This window comes from Paenibacillus sp. GYB004 (assembly GCF_036577605.1).
Taxonomy (GTDB): Bacteria; Bacillota; Bacilli; order Paenibacillales; family NBRC-103111; genus Paenibacillus_AB; species Paenibacillus_AB oceani.
Map to the genome: position 1 here is coordinate 18,013 of NZ_JARBDB010000011.1, position 18,473 is coordinate 36,485.

Below are 18,473 nucleotides of genomic sequence, written 5' to 3' on the forward strand. Positions count from 1 at the left end.
GTTCAAAAGCTCCCCTTTATTCCCCTCAATATTTACACGAGTATATTTTAAATGGGAGGAAGAAAACCATGATCGAGATGAATTTGGATATTCCGGCACTAATGAAGCAATTTCACGGAGAAGGGTATTTGCTGCTCAGGGGCGCCTTGTCCGAATCCAAGGTAACGGAGCTGAACGCCGCCATCGACCGGATCGTCGCCGAGGAACCCGAATCCCTCGCTTATAACGTCTATCATAGCGTCGAGCGGGACCCTTCGATAATGTCGCTGATCGATCATCCGTCCTTACTGCCGCTTATGGTTAATCTGATCGGGTACAACATTCAGCTGCACATCTCCCATCTGACGGTCCGCAAGCCGAACCCGGATGACGTGAAGACGGCGACGAACAGCTTCATTAACTGGCACCAGGACGGACCGCATCCGCATTTTCCGAAGATCGGCGGCTTGACCGCCCCGTATTACGTGAAGATTTGCTACATTATGAGCGATATGTCGGAGCCGGACCGCGGCAATACGAAAATTATTCCGGGCAGCCACCGGAAAGCGGGCTTTCAACCGGTGCAAACCGATGTGAACGTCCCGGTGGAAGGCGAGCTGCAAATATGCGGCAAGCCGGGAGACGTATTCATTTTCCCGCAAAACCTGTGGCATGCCGGGTCGCCTAACCGGTCGGCCTTTACGCGACGTCAATTGTTTATCGGCTACAGCCCGCTCTGGATTCGCCCGATCGATTACCATCAAGCCTCGCCTGCGCTCCTGGAAGGGGCGGACCCTATTCGCCGCCAGCTGCTCGGTGCCATTAGCGACAATTGCTTCAAATATTACGTCCCGGAAGCGGCGATGGTCCCGTTGAAACAGTACTGGCTCGGCGGCGGTGAATCGCAGACGGCCTATGCGCACTGAGAGGGATTTCCCGTTGTTTCATCTCCAATCTATTGCTTTCCAACCCCGTCATCCGGTGATGACGGGGTTTCGCTTTGTACAGGAGAGGCACACAAAACGACAAATACTAACGCAATTTAGCCATTCGTTTTTCCTGGAGGACATGATACATTCGATTTGACACTGCCGTCCGTGAAGGGACATTCCTAAGGCAGTAACTATTTAATAGGCGAATATAACAGGCCGATTGCTGACGATTGAATAAGGAGTGAGGGCGAGAAAATGAAACGACCGAATGTACTGTTAATCATGACCGATCAGCAGCGCTGGGATACGCTGGGTTGTTACGGGAACAAGACGATCGAAACCGCTAATCTGGACTGGCTGGCGTCGGAAGGAACGGTGTTTACGAGCGCATATACGAGCACCCCGTCTTGCGTCCCGGCCAGAGCTACCTTGATGACCGGCATGGACCCTTGGAATACCGGCATTCTTGGAATGGGCCGCGGTCAAGGACCGATAAGCTGCTTGGAACATACGCTGCCCGAGCAATTGGCTAAGGCCGGCTACCACACGCAAGGTGTCGGAAAAATGCATTTCCATCCGCAAAGGTCCCTGTTCGGTTTTCACCACACCGTGCTGGACGAATCCGGAAGACAAGGCGATCCCGGCTTCATATCCGACTATAGAAGATGGTTCGATCAGAACAAATCGGGGGATTACGGGTTTACCGACCACGGCATCGATTGGAACTCGTGGATGGCCCGTCCTTACCACGCTCCGGAGTATTTGCATCCGACGAATTGGACGGTTAACGAGTCGATCCGGTTTGTGCAAAACCGCGACCCGAACAAACCTTTTTTCCTGAAAATGTCGTTCGCTCGTCCGCACTCGCCTTATGACGCGCCCGCCTTTTACTACGACATCTACGAGAAGAAGAATATTCCGGAGCCGTATATCGGATCATGGTCCGCCATGCATCATGTAGAGAAGGACGCCGCCAAGCCGGATGCCTGGAGAGGCAAACGGAGCGATGAAGAAATCCGCAGAGCGCGGATCGGTTACTACGGCAACATCCACCATATCGATCTGCAAATCGGTCGCCTGCTGATGATGTTGAAAAAAACCGGGCAGTTCGACAATACGCTGATCCTGTTCACCTCCGATCACGGCGATATGATGGGCGATCACCATCTGTGGCGCAAAACGTATGCTTATGAAGGTTCCGCACATATTCCGCTTATCGTAAAGCTGCCGAAAGCGATGGGCGGCTCTGCGGTCGAAAGAAGCGGAGCTCCCGTATGCTTGCAGGATATTATGCCTACTATTCTTGATGTCGCCGGAGCGCCGATACCCGATTCCGTGGACGGGCTCAGCCTGCTGCCGCTAATGAAGGGAGAGTCCGTTCCTTGGCGGGAGTTTGTACATGGAGAGCACAGCACCTGTTACTCCGAGTTGCAGGAGATGCAGTATGTGACGGACGGCAGATGGAAATATATGTGGTTTCCGCGAATCGGCACGGAGCAGCTGTTCGACCTGGCCGCAGATCCGGGCGAATGCGAGGATCTGGCAGCAAGCGGGCACTATGCTGCGGAGCTGAACCGTTGGCGGAAGAAGCTGGTGGCGGTATTGGCGCAGCGGAACGCCGGCTTGACGGACAACGGATCGCTCGTATGCCAAGCAGGCAAGCCTCCGATCGTATCGCCGAAGTACAAGGAGCGAATCGACCGTTTGAGCGGCGCAGGTGAAAAGTAAATCAGGTATCACGCAAAAAGATAAGTTTAACTTGGATTTCGCCATTCGTTCACAATCGGCCGGATGCTATATTGGTACTGAATTCATCATCGAAAGAGGTGTTCTGCAACGTGGACAACATTGGAGTGTTACTGCCTACAAGTATGCAAAAAGCTATATTTTCCGAGGCTAGCCGCAAGGAGCTGGAATCGGTCGCAAACGTCAGGTGGAATGAAACGGACGAACAGCTTACGGAAGAGCAAGCATGTACGTTCCTGAGAGACTGTCAAGTTGCAGTCGGGTCCTGGAGAACGCCCAAGCCAAGCAAGGCGATTCTGGAGTCGTGTCCGTCCCTTCAGCTGTGGGAGCATGCGGCGGGCAGCGTCAAAGCTTTTTTTACCGACGACCTGCTCGGAAGCGGTCTGATGATTGCTTCTTGCGCCCCTGCGATCGGCAAAACCGTCGCGGAGATGGCTCTTGGGGAGATGATCGTCGGCCTGCGCCGAATTATTCCGAACTCGCAAAGCAATCGTACCGAACGGAGAGCGCCCCTCCCGAACAAGCTGTATTTGGCGGCGTCGACGATCGGAGTGGTCGGCGCTTCGCAAGTAGGCCGATACTTTCTGCAGCTCGTACGCCCATTCGGTCCTAGAGTGCTGGTATACGATCCGTTCCTTACGCCGGAAGCGGCGGCTGAGCTTGGGGCAACGAAGGTCGACAGCTTGCTGGAGCTGTGCGGGCAGTGCGATGCGATTACGATGCATACTCCAATGACCGAGAGCACCCGCCACATGATGGGCGCGGCTGAGTTTCAGGCGATGAAGGACGACGCCGTGTTTATCAATTCCTCGCGGGGGGCCTGCATCGATGAAAAAGCGCTGATCGCAGAGCTGGAGAAAGGCAGACTGTTCGCATTTCTGGACGTATCGGACCCGGAGCCGGCGGAGATGAATAACCCGATCCGCACGCTGCCGAACGTCATCTACACGTCCCATCTTGCCGGAGGACCCAGTTATTATATCGGCAACCAGGTGGTGGAGGACATCCGATCTTACAAAAGCGGGCAGAAGCCGAAAATGGTCGTAACCTGGGATATGCTCGATCGTCTTGCGTGAGGTAAAAGGGGAGATGAGACTATGAAAGAAATGACATACTCGCTGTTTCCTAAATTTTTTCAAAACTGCACGGCGGATCAGCTGGCGGAGGTCGTTCTGGATTGCGGTTTGGATGCGGTCGATCTGGTAGTGCGGGACGGATTTTGGGTCACTCCGGACCATATGGCCGCGGAGACGGCGTCTTTTGTCAAAGCCATGCATCGCCGCAACATAAAGGTAGAGTTCGCAACGACCAGTTTCTCGCCGGACCAACTTGCCGAGGACGATACGCCGCTGCGCGTGATGGCGGATCACGGAATCCGAAGCTTCCGCATGTCATATTTTACGTACACCGAACACGAGGATCTGTTCGCCCAGATGGAGAAGGCGCGTGCGCAGATGCACCGGATGGCCGAGCTATGCGGGAAATTCAAGATCAAAGCGGTGTACCAGGTGCACCACGGCAACCGGATGCTCGTCCAACATACGTATGAGGCGTTAGCGCTTGTCCAAGGGCTTCCGGCCGAATACGTCGGCATTATGCCGGACCCCGGGAACCAGTTTCACGAGGGATCGGATAATTGGAACAAGGCGATTGCCGGTCTGGGAGCTTACGCGGCTGCTGTTGGAGTCAAGGACGGCTTGTACCGGTACCGGCCCGAAGATGCCGCGCTGCCGAATAAAGGCTGGACCAAATCTTGGGCTCCTTGTCAGGAAGGCGTCACGAATTGGACGGTGATCGCCAGGGCGCTGCATAAAGTGAAGTTCCGGGGCGTACTTAATTTCCAGCCTTTCTACTGTAGCGACCGGCCTGATCTGTTGATCCCCGCTTTACAGGAAGAGGTTCGTTATATCCGCCAAGTGATGGAGCAAACGGAGGCCGCCGATGAAGCCGTATGATATTCGTGTGACAGGACTTCAACTGTACTATTTGCCTGTGGAAACCCGCGTCCCCTTGAAATTCGGAGCCGAGGTGCTTACGAGCGTGACCTGCGCCAGAGTATGCATCCGGACGGAAAACCGGAGGGGGGAACGAGGGGAAGGCTGGGGAGAGACGCCGCTCAGCGTTCAATGGGTATGGCCGAGTGCGCTTGGTTACGAGATTCGCGAACGCGCGATCAAACGGATATGCGAGCTGATCGCGAACGATCTCGCGGAATGGAACGAGCAAGGGCATCCGTTCGAGCTCGGCCACTCGTACCAGAAGCAGCGGCTCCCCGTGCTCGTCGACCGGTTTAATGCCGGCTCGGGACTGGCGGAGAACGTTCCGTATTTGGCGGCGCTCGTCTGTTTCTCCTTATTCGATATCGCGCTTCATGACGCCTACGGACAAACGAACCGGCTTCCCGTCTATGCGACATATAACGAGCGTTATATGAATGCGGATCTTGCTGCTTACCTGGAGCCGGCGAACGGGTCGGCGGTTCGCTTCGACGGCTTGTACCCGGAGCATTTTCTGGACACTCCGTCGTCTCCGGAGCTGCTGGCCTGGCATTTGGTGGGCGGCAAAGATCTTCTATACAGGCGGGAGCTGACCGGTGACGAGCGTGAGGACGGGTATCCCTACACGTTGGAGGACTGGATTGAACGGGACGGTTTAAAATGCCTGAAGGTAAAACTGGCAGGAAACGATGCGGCGTGGGACTACGAGCGGCTCGTACAGGTGGGTGAAATCGCCTTGGCAAGTCAGGTCGTGTGGCTTACTGCAGATTTCAACTGTCAGGTGACAGACTGCGATTATGTCAATCATATCCTGGACCGATTGCTTCACGAGCAGCCGGATATTTATAAGTCGATTCTGTATATCGAGCAGCCGTTTCCGTACGATTTGGAGGCGAACCGGCTGGACGTCCGCAGCGTCAGTGCGAGGAAACCGCTGTTTATGGACGAAAGCGCTCACGATTGGGAGCTGGTGAAGCTGGGGCGGGAGTTTGGCTGGACCGGAGTCGCGCTGAAGACGTGCAAGACGCAAACCGGGGCTTTGCTCAGCCTGTGCTGGGCGAAAGCGCACGGGATGACGCTGATGGTCCAGGATTTGACCAATCCGATGCTGGCGCAAATTCCGCACGTGCTTCTGGCTTATTACGCAGGTACGATTATGGGAGTGGAGACGAACGGCATGCAGTTTTATCCGGAAGCTTCCAGCTATGAAGCTAAAGTCCATCCGGGCTTGTACCGGAGAGAGGGAGGCAAGCTGCAACTTCGGACGATTGGAGGTTACGGCTTCGGTTACAAGGTCGAGGAGATGGAGAGACCGCTTCCGGCTCCGGTCGTACACATTTGATGCTCGTTTCGATTACCCAAAGGGCTGACTTCGGCTTCATGCCGCTGTCGGTTTTTTGGGTTTTTATTGGGTAGGGCGCCGTGATCGGCAGCACCGGGCTTTAAATCCGATGACACAAAAGAATCAGCAAAAAAATTCCAATTGCGAATGGGAAAACGGCTTCCTGACACTTCGAACACAGCTGCCGGAAAGACCCAGCAGGAACCGGTTCATCCGTTCAATATTAGTGTTGCAGAAAAGCGCCAGCGGCCTAATCACCGTTTTCTCCGTTCGTTTCATCGTAATATGCCGACGCCGTTGCCGCATTCCTAATAAACTGCCGCGGACTTTCGCCCTTATGTTTCTTGAAAAACCTCGAGAATGAAAATATATCGTTAAATCCGAGATCGGCGGCGATTTCCGAGATGCTGTGCTCCCGGTATCGGAGCAATTCCTCGATTTTCTGAATCCGGATCCGATCGATATAGGATTTGAGGTTATCTCCGGTAATTTCCTTGAATTTCTTCGACAAATGGCTGCGCGTATACGACAGCTCGCCGGCGAGATCGCTCACGCTTACCGCTCTGCCGTCACGAGACAGAATCTTTTCCGTAATATGCTTGACGAGTTGCTCGGCCGGATCGTCCGTTTTATGAAATTCGTCGGACACGATATAGTGAAAAATCGTTTCGAGAAAGCCGATTACAAATATTTTCTCGTATGGCTTGTAAGCGGAATCATGTATCGCCGCTTTGAGAGCGGCGATAAGCCTGCCGGTAAACTGATTGCCGGGAATGATCCCGCCCCACACGGGCGACTCGTCCGGAGCCCGCTCGAACTTTAAGGTAATCCAGGCGACGCCCGGTTTCCTGTACCAGAATCCGTGCTCCCAGCCCGGGGGCACCAGCAGCATATCGCCCTTCTCGAGAGCAAGCTCCTCGCCCAGCATCCTGCTGTGGATGACGCCTTGAGTCGCGATCTCCAATTGCCAATAATCGTGCGCGTGCGGCACTACCTTAGACGGAGACGATTTGGAACCGAAATAGACGGAAAGCAATTCGGATTTCATAAGTTTCCTCCCCGGCGGATGATAATGAATGAGTATGGGATCACACATAATCACAAGTTTTGCGATAATTCGGACATTCGTGAAAGACAGACCGCATGATAAGGTAAAGGTATTATAAATCAAAGAGGAGTCAGCTAACAAGATAAAAGAAACGATGGCGTTTTATCATGACAACCCCGATTTTTCTAAATACGTGGTAAGCGCTTCCAGTGTTGTTCCTCATTCCCACCTCAAAAGGAGAGAAGCCGAATGGTCAGAAAAATGGCAGTACCGTCCCTGGAGCTAACCGAGGAGACGGGGGCCGGCACACAAATGTGCGCAGTAGTCGAACGGATCGGCGAAATAACGGTACGCCGGGCTTTCGTTCCGGAACCGGCCGATAATGAAGTGCGCGTGAAGGTCAAATGGGTCGGAATATGCGGCAGTGACATCGAGGTGTTCAGAGGAGCGCGCGAACCGGAGTTCGTGTCCTACCCAACCCGGCTCGGGCACGAAGTGGCGGGAGTCATCGACAAAGTCGGGGCGGGAGTCATCGGCTTGCAAGAGGGAGATCATGTAGCGCTGCGATATGTTTGGGGAGCGTTTGCGGAATACGTATGCTGCAGTCCGTTCTCGGTCAAGGTGCTCCCCAAAGGTTTGCCGTTGCTGGAAGGGTCGCTCATCGAAGTGTTGCCTGGAATCGTTCATGCGGCTGAGCTGGGAGACATTAATCCGGGCAAAAACGTGCTGATTATGGGGCAAGGCGTCAGCGGCCTTGTGTTGACGCAGGTTGTTTCGCTGTACAGCCCGCGCAATCTGGTCGTCACCGACCTGTTCGACGAGAAGCTGGGGCTTGCCCGCCGTTATGGAGCGACGCGTACGTACCGGCTCCCATCGGCCGGCACACGAACGATGGACGTACTGGGCGGCGATTTTCCGGAGGGATTCGATGTCGTTATCCCCTGTCTGCTCGAAGGTGACGGGATGGTCGACGCGATCGACGCAGCCGCCCAGAACGGGCGAATCGTCATGTACGGCTGCATCGGGACATGCCATAAGCCGGTCGATTTTTTTAAGGTACACAAAAAAAGATTGGATATTTATTCGACGGAGCCGAAGCGGGATATTGACAACCGGAGGTACTTCGACGAGGGGCTGCGGCTGGTGATGGACGGGCTGGTTAATACGAAGGATATGATTACGCATATCGTGCCGTTATCCGAAGTCGGGAAAGCGTTCGACATCCGCAATTCACATCAGGGCGACACCATTCATGTGATGATCGATTGCGAGAAATAAGAAAGAGACAATAATAATTGGGGGAGAACATGAACATGAACAGCAATTTGGCTCGGGTGATGGAAAAACAGAAGGAGCCGGTTACGGTCGTAATCGTAGGAGCCGGTCACCGCAGCTTGTTATACGCGTCATTTGCACAGAAACATCCTGATCAGATGAAAATCGTGGGAGTCGTCGAACCGGATAATGAACGGAGAAAGCTGACCATGGAGCGCTTCGGCATCCGGGAGGACAATTGCTTTGCCGAGCTGGAATCGTTCATCCGTAAGCCCAAGATGGCGGACGCCGTTATTAACGGAACGCTGGATCATATTCATGTTGCGACTTCGATCCCGCTGCTTCGTGCCGGATACGACATTCTGCTGGAAAAACCGATCGGCATCAGCGAGGACGAAGTGTTGAAACTGTACGAAGAAGCATGCCGCTACGACCGAAAAGTGATGATTTGCCACGTATTGCGATACGCGCCTTTTTACGAATCCATTCGTCGTGAAATTGCCGAAGGCGTAATCGGCGATATCGTCAGCGTGACGACAAGCGAAAATGTCAGCTATCACCACATGGCGATGGCGTATGTAAGAGGCAAGTGGGGGAACAAAGACAAGAGCGGCTCCTCGATGCTGATGGCCAAAAGCTGCCACGACCTGGACATTGTGACTTGGATGATGGGAGATGTCCGGCCGGTGAAGGCAAGCAGCTTCGGAAGCTTGCGGCAATTCCGCCCGGAACAAGCCCCGGAGGGAGCCGGCACCCGGTGCATGGTTGACTGCCCGATTGAGGAAACCTGTGCTTATTCCGCCCGCAAAAACTATATCGAGCAGCGGCTGTGGAGAGCGTATGTAAGCTACAATACCCATCTGGGCGTCAAGGCGAGCGACGTCATCGACGAGCTGAAAAAAGAAGACTTGTATGACAATAGCCTTATTATCTTTACGAGCGATCATGGCGAGATGCTCGGCTCGCACGGATTATGGCAAAAAATGTGCATGTACGAAGAATCCGTCCGTACGCCGCTGTATATGAAGTTTCCGGCTGATTGCAAACCGGCCGCGATTTCGATCGAATCGTTAGTCAGCAGCATCGACGTGCTGCCGACGATATGCGATTACATGAATTTTCGACCGAAGTCCCCGATGTCCGGTCGATCCTTAATCCCGTTAATTTCCGGTAAATCCTCCGGACGCGAGAGAGTCTTCATCCAATACGACGGCAATGGAGGAAGAGGCAACTTCCAGCGCTGCATCGTCGAGGGAGACTACAAGCTTATCGTTGACTTGTTCAAGGACGAGACGTTTATCGAGCTGTACAACGTAATCGCCGACCCGCAGGAGATGGAAAATCTGGCATTTCAAGACCGGACTTACCGCATGAACATAGAGGAGATGCTGCACCGATTGCGCGAGCATATGCGAGTCACGAACGATTTACTGGAATTGCCTCCCGATATCTACGATCGTTTTCTGAAAAGCTATACGGAGTTCAAGGCGTAACCTATACAGAACAGTTTGGCCTGATTCGCCAAGTTAAGCAGGGTATTTCGAAAAATGGATAAAAAGGGGAGCTTGCAAATGCCGAAAACAATCGTTTTGACCACCGTATCCATCGTTGTGGCCGCCGCACTGTTATCCGCATGCGGCAAAAAGGAGCCGGCAACGGATGAGGCCAATCAACAGCAGCAATTGAAACCGGTTACGCTCAGGTTTTTTACGGGAGACAAAGATTACGAGCAGCGATTCAAAAACGAAATCGCCGACAAGGTCAAACAAAAGTATCCCCATATTTCATTCGAGTTTATAGGATTGCAAGCCGGCAAGCAATTCCAGGACTTGATTGTAGCCGGAGAGGCTCCCGATATTTATTATCAAGGCTTGCCTGCTCTGAACGTGGAGCTGGTCGATAAAAACATGCAGTACGACTTGACCGAAATGATCAAGAAAACGGGCTTTGATCTAAACCGGATCGATCCCGCCTATCTGGACATTATCCGCACCGCTTCCGAGACATATGGAGGCAGTTATTTCGGACTCCCCGTAACCGCTTATACACCGGTTTTGTACTACAACAAGGATCTGTTCGATAAGTTCAGCACCCCGTATCCGAAGGACGGCATGACTTGGGATGAAGCATACGAGTTGGCTCGCAGACTTACTCGGGTGGAGGACGGCATTCAGTACAGAGGGATGACGATGAACTTCATGTATTTGTTCGATAATAACCAGATCGCCGCCCCGTACTTTCGTCCTGCAGAGGACCGGGCAAACCTCAACTCGGACGGATGGCGTACGATCTTTAATACGCTAGGAAGGTTTTATCAGATCCCGATGAGCCAGCCGATCGGAGCGCGATCCCGGGTACTGGAAGTCGGCGAGTTCACCAAAAATCGCATCTCGGCCATGCATGCGGATGTGACGGCTGCGATGGAGAGCTTCCCGGACGATTTTACGAATTGGGATATGGTCTCGCTGCCGACGATGGCGGAAGCCCCCGCTACGAACGCCCAGTTGAACCCGAGGTTCTACTACATCATGAGCTCCAGCAAATATAAGGAGGAAGCGTTCAAGGTTATCGACTTCGTATTGTCCGATGAGATGCAGATGTCGGCCAGCAAGGCGGGCAAAGCGACGGTTCTGAAAAACGAAGAAATACGCAAAGCGTTCGGACAAGAATCCGCCAAGCTGAAGGGGAAAAACACCCAATCCTTTTATCACAATAAACCGGTCAAAATGAGCCCGGCACGGGATTCGAAACTGGTGACGGTACCGGCTGTGACTCCGGTGAACAATGCGTTCAACGCCTTTATTCAAGGGACCAAAGATGTGAACACGGCGCTTCGCGACGCGGACGAAGAGCTGAACAAGGCGATCGAGCAAGCGAAGCAGGCGAAAAGCGCGAAATAGCTTAATGGGGGAGGAAGTGCTGCGTGACCACAAAGCCGAATATCGTCATCATTATGGCCGACCAGCTCCGGTGGGATGCGTTCGGCGACCACACGCCGAATATCAACCGGCTGAAGGACGAAAGCGTGGTTTTCGACCGGGCGTATTGCGCATCGCCGCTGTGCGTACCGGCCAGGGGAGCTTTTTTTACCGGAAAATATCCAAATGAAACAGGTTCGCTCATTAACCCTTGGACGAAGCAGGAAAAACAGCACGGCAACGTTCGACCGGACCATACGAATTGGTACGAGCTGCTGGAGGAACAGTGGGACAGCTGGCATACCGGCAAGCAGCATCTGTTCACCGAGCCTAAGCCGGAACATCGCGAGGACAGCAAGACGCACTGGCTGCAGCTGGAGGAGCGGTATGAAGCCTATCTGAAGGCAAACGGTAAGAAAAAGCCGGGGGGGTCGGCCTTCCAGGGACTTGTGCCCGAGCTGGCTTACGGCAAAATCACGCGTGCACGTAAATATTCGATCCCTACCGTCGGCCGGTATGACGAAGGGCTGGACTTTTTCTTCGACGGCTTTATCCTGAACGACTCGCTGGAAGCTATACGCGGCAGAGACCGTAGCAAGCCGTTCGCGCTGAATGCGATGTTCCTGGCGCCCCATCCTCCGCTGGACATCCCGGAACCCTGGTTCTCGATGATCCGGCAGGTGCAGTTGCCGGGTAACGTAGGCGTATGGGGGAGCAATCAGTCGCCGCTGCAGCTGTACAATTTGACGGGCATGCTGGGAACGTCCTATACGCGCGAAGAATGGGAACGCATATGGAGCGTATATCTCGGACTTGTCGCTTTGCTCGACCATTGTGTAGGAGAGATTGTCGCTGCGCTGAAGCAGGAGGGCATATACGACAACACGCTCCTCGTCTTCACAAGCGACCATGGGGAGATGCTCGGCTCGCACCGGCTCTGGCAAAAAATGTGCATGTACGAGGAATCGGTGAAGACGCCGTTGTACATGAAGTTTCCGTCCGGCTTCACTCCGGCGGCTGACCGGTATGACGAGCTGATCAGCAGCATCGACGTGCTGCCCACGTTATGCGACTATCTGGGGATCGGGACGCCGGACGGCGTGTCCGGAATGTCACTGATGCCGCTTCTTCGCGGGGAAGTGGAGGGGCTCGGACGCGAACGGATCTTCATCCAGTTCGACGGCAACGGGGCGCGCAGCAACTTCCAGCGGTGTGTGATCGAGGGAGACTACAAGCTGATCGTAGATCTGTTCAAGGACGAGATATTCATCGAGCTTTACGATCTGGCCCGCGATTCGTCGGAAATGACCAATCTGGCGTTTCATTCCGATGAACACGGCGGCCGGATCGAAAGAATGCTGGGCGACTTGAGGCGGCATATGATGAGTACGAACGATTTGCTGGAATTGCCGGAGGAGATGTACGACCGCTTTTTGGCCGACTATGGAGAGTTTCAAGTTTAGAAATTTCGGAATATCATTGCGATAAGTAACACGGGCCGTCGATTCGTTCGATGGTCCTTTTGCATTTGAAACCGGATACGGCGGCGTACGTAACAAGTAAAGGTCATATCGCACGCGGATTTTATTTATCAGGAAAGCTGAGGCTCGGCATGGGGAAACGAACAGGAAGCTTTGTGACAGTGGTATTCATATTATTAGGCATCAGCGTGTTGGCGGGCTGCACCATCCTGGAAGAGATGGTGATGGAGGAAGCGGGGGAGACAGCCTTGTCCGAACAGTTTCCGATAGAGAAGGAGGCTCCTGCCGCTGCAAAGCAAACGAAGGAGAACAAAGAAGACCAACCTGCCGGCAAAAAGGGGAAAAGCGTGTGCGAATCCTACGAAGAGGAAGTCGAACCGGGCGTATGCAGTTACAAGGTCGATTGCAAAAATCCGAAAACCTGTGAAGCGTGGGCTGCAAACCTCATTTTCGATATGGAAGAATGGTACGGTGAACTGACGTATTCGGAAGAATGGTACTTCGATGAGAAGATGCTCCGCAAAAGTAAAAAAGATGCGGACGTACTGGCGAGTTATCCGGTCCGGGGCAATACGATCCGGATCGATCCGTCTGATGAAGACGAACAATATTACGCGTGGTTGTGGGAACGGTTCACCTGGATCATTCCGTCGAAAGAGCGAAAGATGGTTTCGAACTATGAAGTGTTTGAACATGTGGATTTGATGGCGTATGTCATTCAGGACGATGAGGATTACGAGAAATGGACGTACGCCGTTAACGTCGAACAAGCGACCTTCGAAACGGAGCGGGTCTTAACCGACATTCACGAGTTCGGACACTTGCTCGCGTTAAATGCCAAACAGGTTGATCCTTACAAGAGCGAGCACGGTTGCAAAACATACATGTGGGATGAAGGCTGCGCCAACCGCGGCTCGTATATGTACGAATTTTATAAGCAGTTTTGGGAAGACGGGGATTTCGAGGACGAGGAAAACTTCGTATCCGACTATGCGATGAATGACGTGTATGAGGATTTTGCCGAGTCCTGGTCCCATTTTGTAGTGACTCCGCGGCCGGAAGGAGATTCGATCGTGGAGCAGAAGATCGAATTTTTCTATGATTATGAAGAACTGGTGATGCTCCGGGCGAACCTGCTCGGCCGGATGGCTTCCTGGCTGGAACGGAATGTCGAGTACGAATGAAGCTGCGGCGCGTTCCCGGTAGTCTCCCTTCCCCTTAACCAAGAGGATAAAATCGTACGGGAAACGGCCACTATTATCCCTGGTCCGGCTGTCTGCACTTTGATAGATTTGCTGGTAGGAGGAGGTGGGCCGGTATGACAATAGGCAAAAACGACAGGGAATATTGGATACATACTATGATACGTATTGCGGACCCCGTCTTAGGCGCGCTGGCTGAACGCCGGTTAAAGGCAACGATGCCGGTGGAAGGAAAGCTGGACGACCGTCCAAACTATACCCATCTGGAAGCATTGGGCCGTCTGCTCGCAGGCATAGCTCCATGGCTGGAGACGGGGGCTGCGGACGGCGAGGAAGGGGAGCGGCGGAAACGAACGGCGATGCTGGCCCGGGAAGCGATCGACGCCGGAACCGATCCTTCGTCGCCCGATTACATGAATTTTTGCGATGGCTTTCAGCCGATCGTGGATGCGGCTTTTATGGCCCATGCGATCTTGCGCGCTCCGACCGAGCTGTGGGACAAGCTGGAGGAACGTGTGAGGCGGAACACGGTGGCCGCGCTGAAAGCGACGCGCATGCGCAAGCCGTTCCATAACAATTGGCTGCTGTTCGCGGCGATCATCGAGACGGCGCTTTACCGGATGGGGGAGAGCGACTGGGACCCGATGCGCGTAGACTATGCGCTGAAGCAGCATGAACAATGGTATGTCGGTGACGGCACATACGGAGACGGTCCAGACTACCACGCCGATTACTACAACAGCTTCGTCATCCAGCCGATGCTGCTCGATATTGTTGATAAGGCGGGGGAATGTTACGGCGAGTGGAACGGAATGGCCGAACGAATCCGAAGCCGGTCGCAGCGGTATGCAGCCGTCCAGGAAAGGCTGATATCCCCGGAAGGGACGTTCCCGCCGCTCGGCCGCTCGCTCGCTTACCGATTCGGAGCGTTCCAGACGCTGGCGCAAATGTCGCTCCGCCGCGAGCTTCCGGCGCCGCTGATCCCTGCGCAAGTCCGATGCGCGCTTACGGCGGTTATCCGCCGGACGATCGAAGCGCCGGGGACGTTTGATCCGGGCGGCTGGCTGACGATCGGTTTTTGCGGACACCAGCCGGAGATTGGAGAGACTTATATATCGACGGGCAGCCTGTATTTGTGCTCAGTCGTCTTTCTCCCGCTCGGCTTGCCGGCGGACGATCCGTTCTGGTGCGGAGAGGCGGAGTGGACGTCGCGCCGGGCGTGGTCGGGCAACGCTTTTGCCATCGATTCAGCGCTGAGGCGCAGTTGATCGAGGGTGCCGAAGACTCCTATTTGGTTTAGAGCCCAGGCGGACAGTCAGCCGACGTATGGCCGGGCACCGCAAGCCGGAAACCGAATGACAGAGAAAATGTCCCATTTCCAAACGAAAGGACCCCAACTTCCACGGGGACGTGGAGGCTGAGGTCCTTTTTCCTGAGGAACATCCGTTCCAGGCGGGCTCGCAAATCGCAAAGCGACTTTGGATTTTGGATATTGTAGACAGCACCTTTTTTTAATTGAGCGGAACCCCTGCTTCACTCCTGCCCGGAAACATACTGCGCCTTGTATTGGCCTGGCGTAATGCCGTGAACGCGTTTGAAGGCGCGTATGAAATAATTGGCTTCCATCCCGAGGGCGGACGCGATATCCTGCACGCTCATATCGAGACTGAGCAGCTGCAGCGACTTCTCGAATCGGATATCGTCCAAATATTGGTGCATCGTCACGCCGTACGCTTGCTTGAACAGCCGGTTCAGATGCTGGATGGTATAGCCGAGGCTTTGGGCGTATTCGGCCAGCAGGATCGGCTCTGCATAATGCTCGCGAATCATCCTGGCCGCCATTTTGATGGCGCCGGAGCTGCTTTTCGTCCGGGTAGACGTCTCGTGATGGAGAACCGACTGCTTCAGCACTTCAAGCAGCAGCTCGTAGAGCAGCGCAGAGACGTTCCACTCCTGCTCCGGGGGATTGTCCCGGACGAGCTGGAACAAGCTCTCGAACAATTTCCAGATCGACTCGGTCGATTGGAGCGGAATCGTTTCCATTAGCGGCAGATTCATCGTTTCCAGCAGATCGTTAACGGACGGCCCGGTGATCGTGACGAAGCCGTGTTTCCAGACGGTGTCGGGAAGCGGATAGTAAGTGTGCGGTACCCGGGCGGGCAGGATGCACGCCTGATTGTCGGCGAGCGTCCACAGCCTGCCGTCGTGCAGAGTCTCGAACTGACCGCTGCCCGTATGGTTGACGAATAGATGGAGAACTGGAAATCCTTCCAGCCGGATAATTTTTTTCTGCTGAATAAGACCCATATTGTACAGGCGCAGGGGGACATTGCCCGAGGTCGCTTCGCTTGATATAAACTGGCGTCTCCGATTGCTCATCGATCATTTTCCTTCGCTATTTATTCAAAAAGTGCTATTGATCTTCAAAAAAGCAGATTGTTTTCATTTTCTTTGCGATGGTAATATAAACGTGTACATATAAGGGATGCTGATCAGATCCGCAGATGCGGCATACCGCAATCATAACGAACGTTATTTCATTTGTCTAGTAATCCGGCACCGTGGTGAAGGCAGAAGCCCACGGCACAGCGAAGGAGGAGAGGCTAGTTGAAGTACGCATTAAGTGCAGGCGCTTACAAAGGGAAAAATGTAATTGAATTACTGGAAAAGGTGGCGGAGCACGGTTTTCAGGGTCTGGAATATTTGAACTGGAAATCGGTGGCGGATGTCCGTGAGCTGGTGAAGGCGCAGGATCGGTTAGGAGTCGGAATCAGCGCGGTGTGCACCACCTTCTTCAATCTGGTTGACGGCGCGGCGAGGGAGCAATATCTGGACGGTCTCCGGCAGACGCTGGCGTTCTGCAAGGAGGCCGGCACGATGAGCATCATAACGCAGACGGGACAGGAAATACCGGGAATTTCCAGGGAGAAGCAAAAGCACGATATGGTGGAGACGTTGAAGATCTGTGCCTCCATGTGTGAAGCGGCCGGTGTCGTGCTGGAGCTGGAGCCTTTGAACGGGCTTATCAACCACCCCGGGCATTTCCTGCAAGCTTCGGATGAGTCCGCCGAAGTGATCGACCGGGTCGGCAGTCCATTCATCAAGCTGGTGTTTGACGTGTATCACCAGCAAATTACCGAAGGCAACGTCATCCGCAACGCCGTCGCTTATATCGATCGGATCAATCATTTTCATATCGCGGACAATCCGGGGAGGAAGCAGCCGGGAACGGGCGAGTTGAATTATCTGAATATTTTGAAATCTATTAAGGATACCGGATTTGACGGTTATGTCGGTCTGGAGTGCGGGTATACGATCGATACGGATGAAGCGCTGCATCAGTTCAAGCGGGATATTCTTCGGCATGTGGAATCGTGAGATAACGGGAAAGGGTGATACGTAATGACGCTTAAGGTCGGCTTTATCGGAACGGGAGGAGTCGCCAAGGGACATATCACGAACCTGGCTGCCATTGAAGGGGTTACGATTTCCGCATTTTGCGATCTGCAGCTGGAGCGCGCCGAAACGGCGGCTAAAGATTGGACGGATGCGAAAGCTTATTCCAGCATTACCGAGATGCTGGACGACCGTAAGCTGGATGCCGCCTTTGTGTGCGTGCCTCCTATGGCGCACGGCGAGGCGGAGCGGGCGTTGATCGAACGCGGCATTCCATTTCTGGTGGAGAAGCCGCTTGGCGTTAACAACGAACTGCCGCGCCAACTGGCGGAACAGATCGCCGGGAAAGGGCTGATCACGTCCGTAGGCTACCAGTGGCGCTATATCCAATCGCTCGACCAGGCGAAGAGCTTTCTGGAGTCCGGCTGCATCGGGATGTCGCTCGGTTATTGGCTCGGCAGTATGCCGAAAGTTCCGTGGTGGCGGGTGCAGCATTTATCCGGGGGGCAGTTTGTCGAGCAGACGACGCATATCACGGATCTGCTGAGATATTTGTGCGGCGAAGTGGTGGAAGTGTATGCGGCGTACGGTCATCGGATTCTCCATGAGCTGGAGGAAGGCGCTAACGTGGCGGATGTAGGAACGGTGACGATGAAGCTGGCGAACGGGAGCGTAGCGACCATCTCCAATTCGTGTATGCTGCCGGCCGGACATAAGACGGGACTGAACGTATACACCGCGCAGGGTGTAGTCGAGGTGCAGAGCAATGGAAGCCGGATCGTCAGAAACAAGGAGGAGGCTGCGGCACCTTTCGCGCTCACGCCAAATCCCCGGGTATTCGAAGATATCGCCTTCATTGATGCGGTTCGCACGGGAGATCCGTCACCGATCAAGTCGTCTTATGCGGATTCCCTGAAAACACACGAAGTTACGGTTGCGGCGAATCTGTCGGCGGCAACGGGAAAGCCGGTCAAGCTGTAAAATGTTGTTTAAAGCGTTTCTATAAGGTGTGCGGACACTGCTTCTTCCCTATGAAGCAGTGTTTTTTCATCATTCAAGAAATATAAACTTTCGGGAATCGGACGTGACGAATAGCGCCCGTATGTCTCGGGACGTTGTTCTTCGTGCCGGTTCGGTTCTGTGCCTTGCTATTAGGC

Annotated in this window: 15 protein-coding genes; 13 read left to right on the top strand and 2 right to left on the bottom strand. The window is 54.0% G+C overall.

Annotation, left to right across the window (positions count from 1 at the left end; genetic code table 11):
• Window positions 1-68: 68 nt before the first annotated feature.
• The 5 genes from PV433_RS06185 (at window position 69) to PV433_RS06205 (ending at window position 5,996) form a co-directional block, all read left to right on the top strand.
• Entirely contained in the window at window positions 69-905 is an 837-nt protein-coding gene (locus PV433_RS06185; RefSeq protein ID WP_332071310.1) for a phytanoyl-CoA dioxygenase family protein, read from the top strand.
• Window positions 906-1,166: 261 nt separating this feature from the next.
• Window positions 1,167-2,639, top strand: coding sequence for an arylsulfatase (locus PV433_RS06190; RefSeq protein ID WP_332071311.1), 1,473 nt, complete (start codon window positions 1,167-1,169; stop codon window positions 2,637-2,639).
• 110 nt (window positions 2,640-2,749) lie between these two features.
• A complete protein-coding gene (locus PV433_RS06195; RefSeq protein WP_332071312.1) occupies window positions 2,750-3,733 on the top strand; it encodes a hydroxyacid dehydrogenase in 984 nt (327 codons plus the stop codon).
• Between the two features lie 21 nt (window positions 3,734-3,754).
• Window positions 3,755-4,612, top strand: coding sequence for a sugar phosphate isomerase/epimerase family protein (locus tag PV433_RS06200; RefSeq protein WP_332071313.1), 858 nt, complete (start codon window positions 3,755-3,757; stop codon window positions 4,610-4,612).
• Entirely contained in the window at window positions 4,599-5,996 is a 1,398-nt protein-coding gene (locus tag PV433_RS06205; RefSeq protein ID WP_332071314.1) for an enolase C-terminal domain-like protein, read from the top strand. Before PV433_RS06200 ends, PV433_RS06205 begins: the two co-directional genes overlap by 14 nt.
• A 250-nt stretch (window positions 5,997-6,246) precedes the next feature.
• Here PV433_RS06205 and PV433_RS06210 read toward each other — a convergent pair whose 3' ends face one another.
• Complete coding sequence (locus PV433_RS06210; RefSeq protein ID WP_332071315.1) at window positions 6,247-7,044, bottom strand: helix-turn-helix domain-containing protein; 798 nt, start codon at window positions 7,042-7,044, stop codon at window positions 6,247-6,249.
• Between the two features lie 249 nt (window positions 7,045-7,293).
• Between PV433_RS06210 and PV433_RS06215 the strand changes: the two genes are divergently transcribed.
• The 6 genes from PV433_RS06215 (at window position 7,294) to PV433_RS06240 (ending at window position 15,188) form a co-directional block, all read left to right on the top strand.
• Window positions 7,294-8,322, top strand: coding sequence for a zinc-dependent alcohol dehydrogenase (locus PV433_RS06215; protein ID WP_332071316.1), 1,029 nt, complete (start codon window positions 7,294-7,296; stop codon window positions 8,320-8,322).
• Between the two features lie 35 nt (window positions 8,323-8,357).
• Complete coding sequence (locus PV433_RS06220; protein ID WP_332071317.1) at window positions 8,358-9,812, top strand: sulfatase/phosphatase domain-containing protein; 1,455 nt, start codon at window positions 8,358-8,360, stop codon at window positions 9,810-9,812.
• A gap of 78 nt (window positions 9,813-9,890) precedes the next feature.
• The gene (locus PV433_RS06225; protein ID WP_332071318.1) at window positions 9,891-11,219 is read left to right on the top strand and encodes an ABC transporter substrate-binding protein; all 1,329 of its coding nucleotides are present in this window, start codon (window positions 9,891-9,893) and stop codon (window positions 11,217-11,219) included.
• Window positions 11,220-11,242: 23 nt separating this feature from the next.
• The gene (locus PV433_RS06230; protein ID WP_332071319.1) at window positions 11,243-12,700 is read left to right on the top strand and encodes a sulfatase family protein; all 1,458 of its coding nucleotides are present in this window, start codon (window positions 11,243-11,245) and stop codon (window positions 12,698-12,700) included.
• Between the two features lie 179 nt (window positions 12,701-12,879).
• Complete coding sequence (locus tag PV433_RS06235; protein WP_332071320.1) at window positions 12,880-13,902, top strand: hypothetical protein; 1,023 nt, start codon at window positions 12,880-12,882, stop codon at window positions 13,900-13,902.
• Window positions 13,903-14,036: 134 nt separating this feature from the next.
• Entirely contained in the window at window positions 14,037-15,188 is a 1,152-nt protein-coding gene (locus PV433_RS06240; RefSeq protein WP_332071321.1) for a DUF2264 domain-containing protein, read from the top strand.
• 265 nt (window positions 15,189-15,453) lie between these two features.
• On the opposite strand, the gene PV433_RS06245 is transcribed toward PV433_RS06240, so the two are convergent.
• Window positions 15,454-16,299: a helix-turn-helix domain-containing protein gene (locus tag PV433_RS06245; RefSeq protein WP_332071322.1), complete on the bottom strand. Its 846-nt coding sequence runs from the start codon at window positions 16,297-16,299 to the stop codon at window positions 15,454-15,456.
• A 228-nt stretch (window positions 16,300-16,527) separates the two neighbouring features.
• Here PV433_RS06245 and PV433_RS06250 point away from each other — a divergent pair, with 228 nt between their 5' ends.
• Window positions 16,528-17,298, top strand: coding sequence for a TIM barrel protein (locus tag PV433_RS06250; protein WP_332071323.1), 771 nt, complete (start codon window positions 16,528-16,530; stop codon window positions 17,296-17,298).
• A 24-nt stretch (window positions 17,299-17,322) separates the two neighbouring features.
• Complete coding sequence (locus PV433_RS06255) at window positions 17,323-18,297, top strand: Gfo/Idh/MocA family protein (RefSeq protein ID WP_332071324.1); 975 nt, start codon at window positions 17,323-17,325, stop codon at window positions 18,295-18,297.
• The last annotated feature ends 176 nt before the right edge of the window (window positions 18,298-18,473 follow it).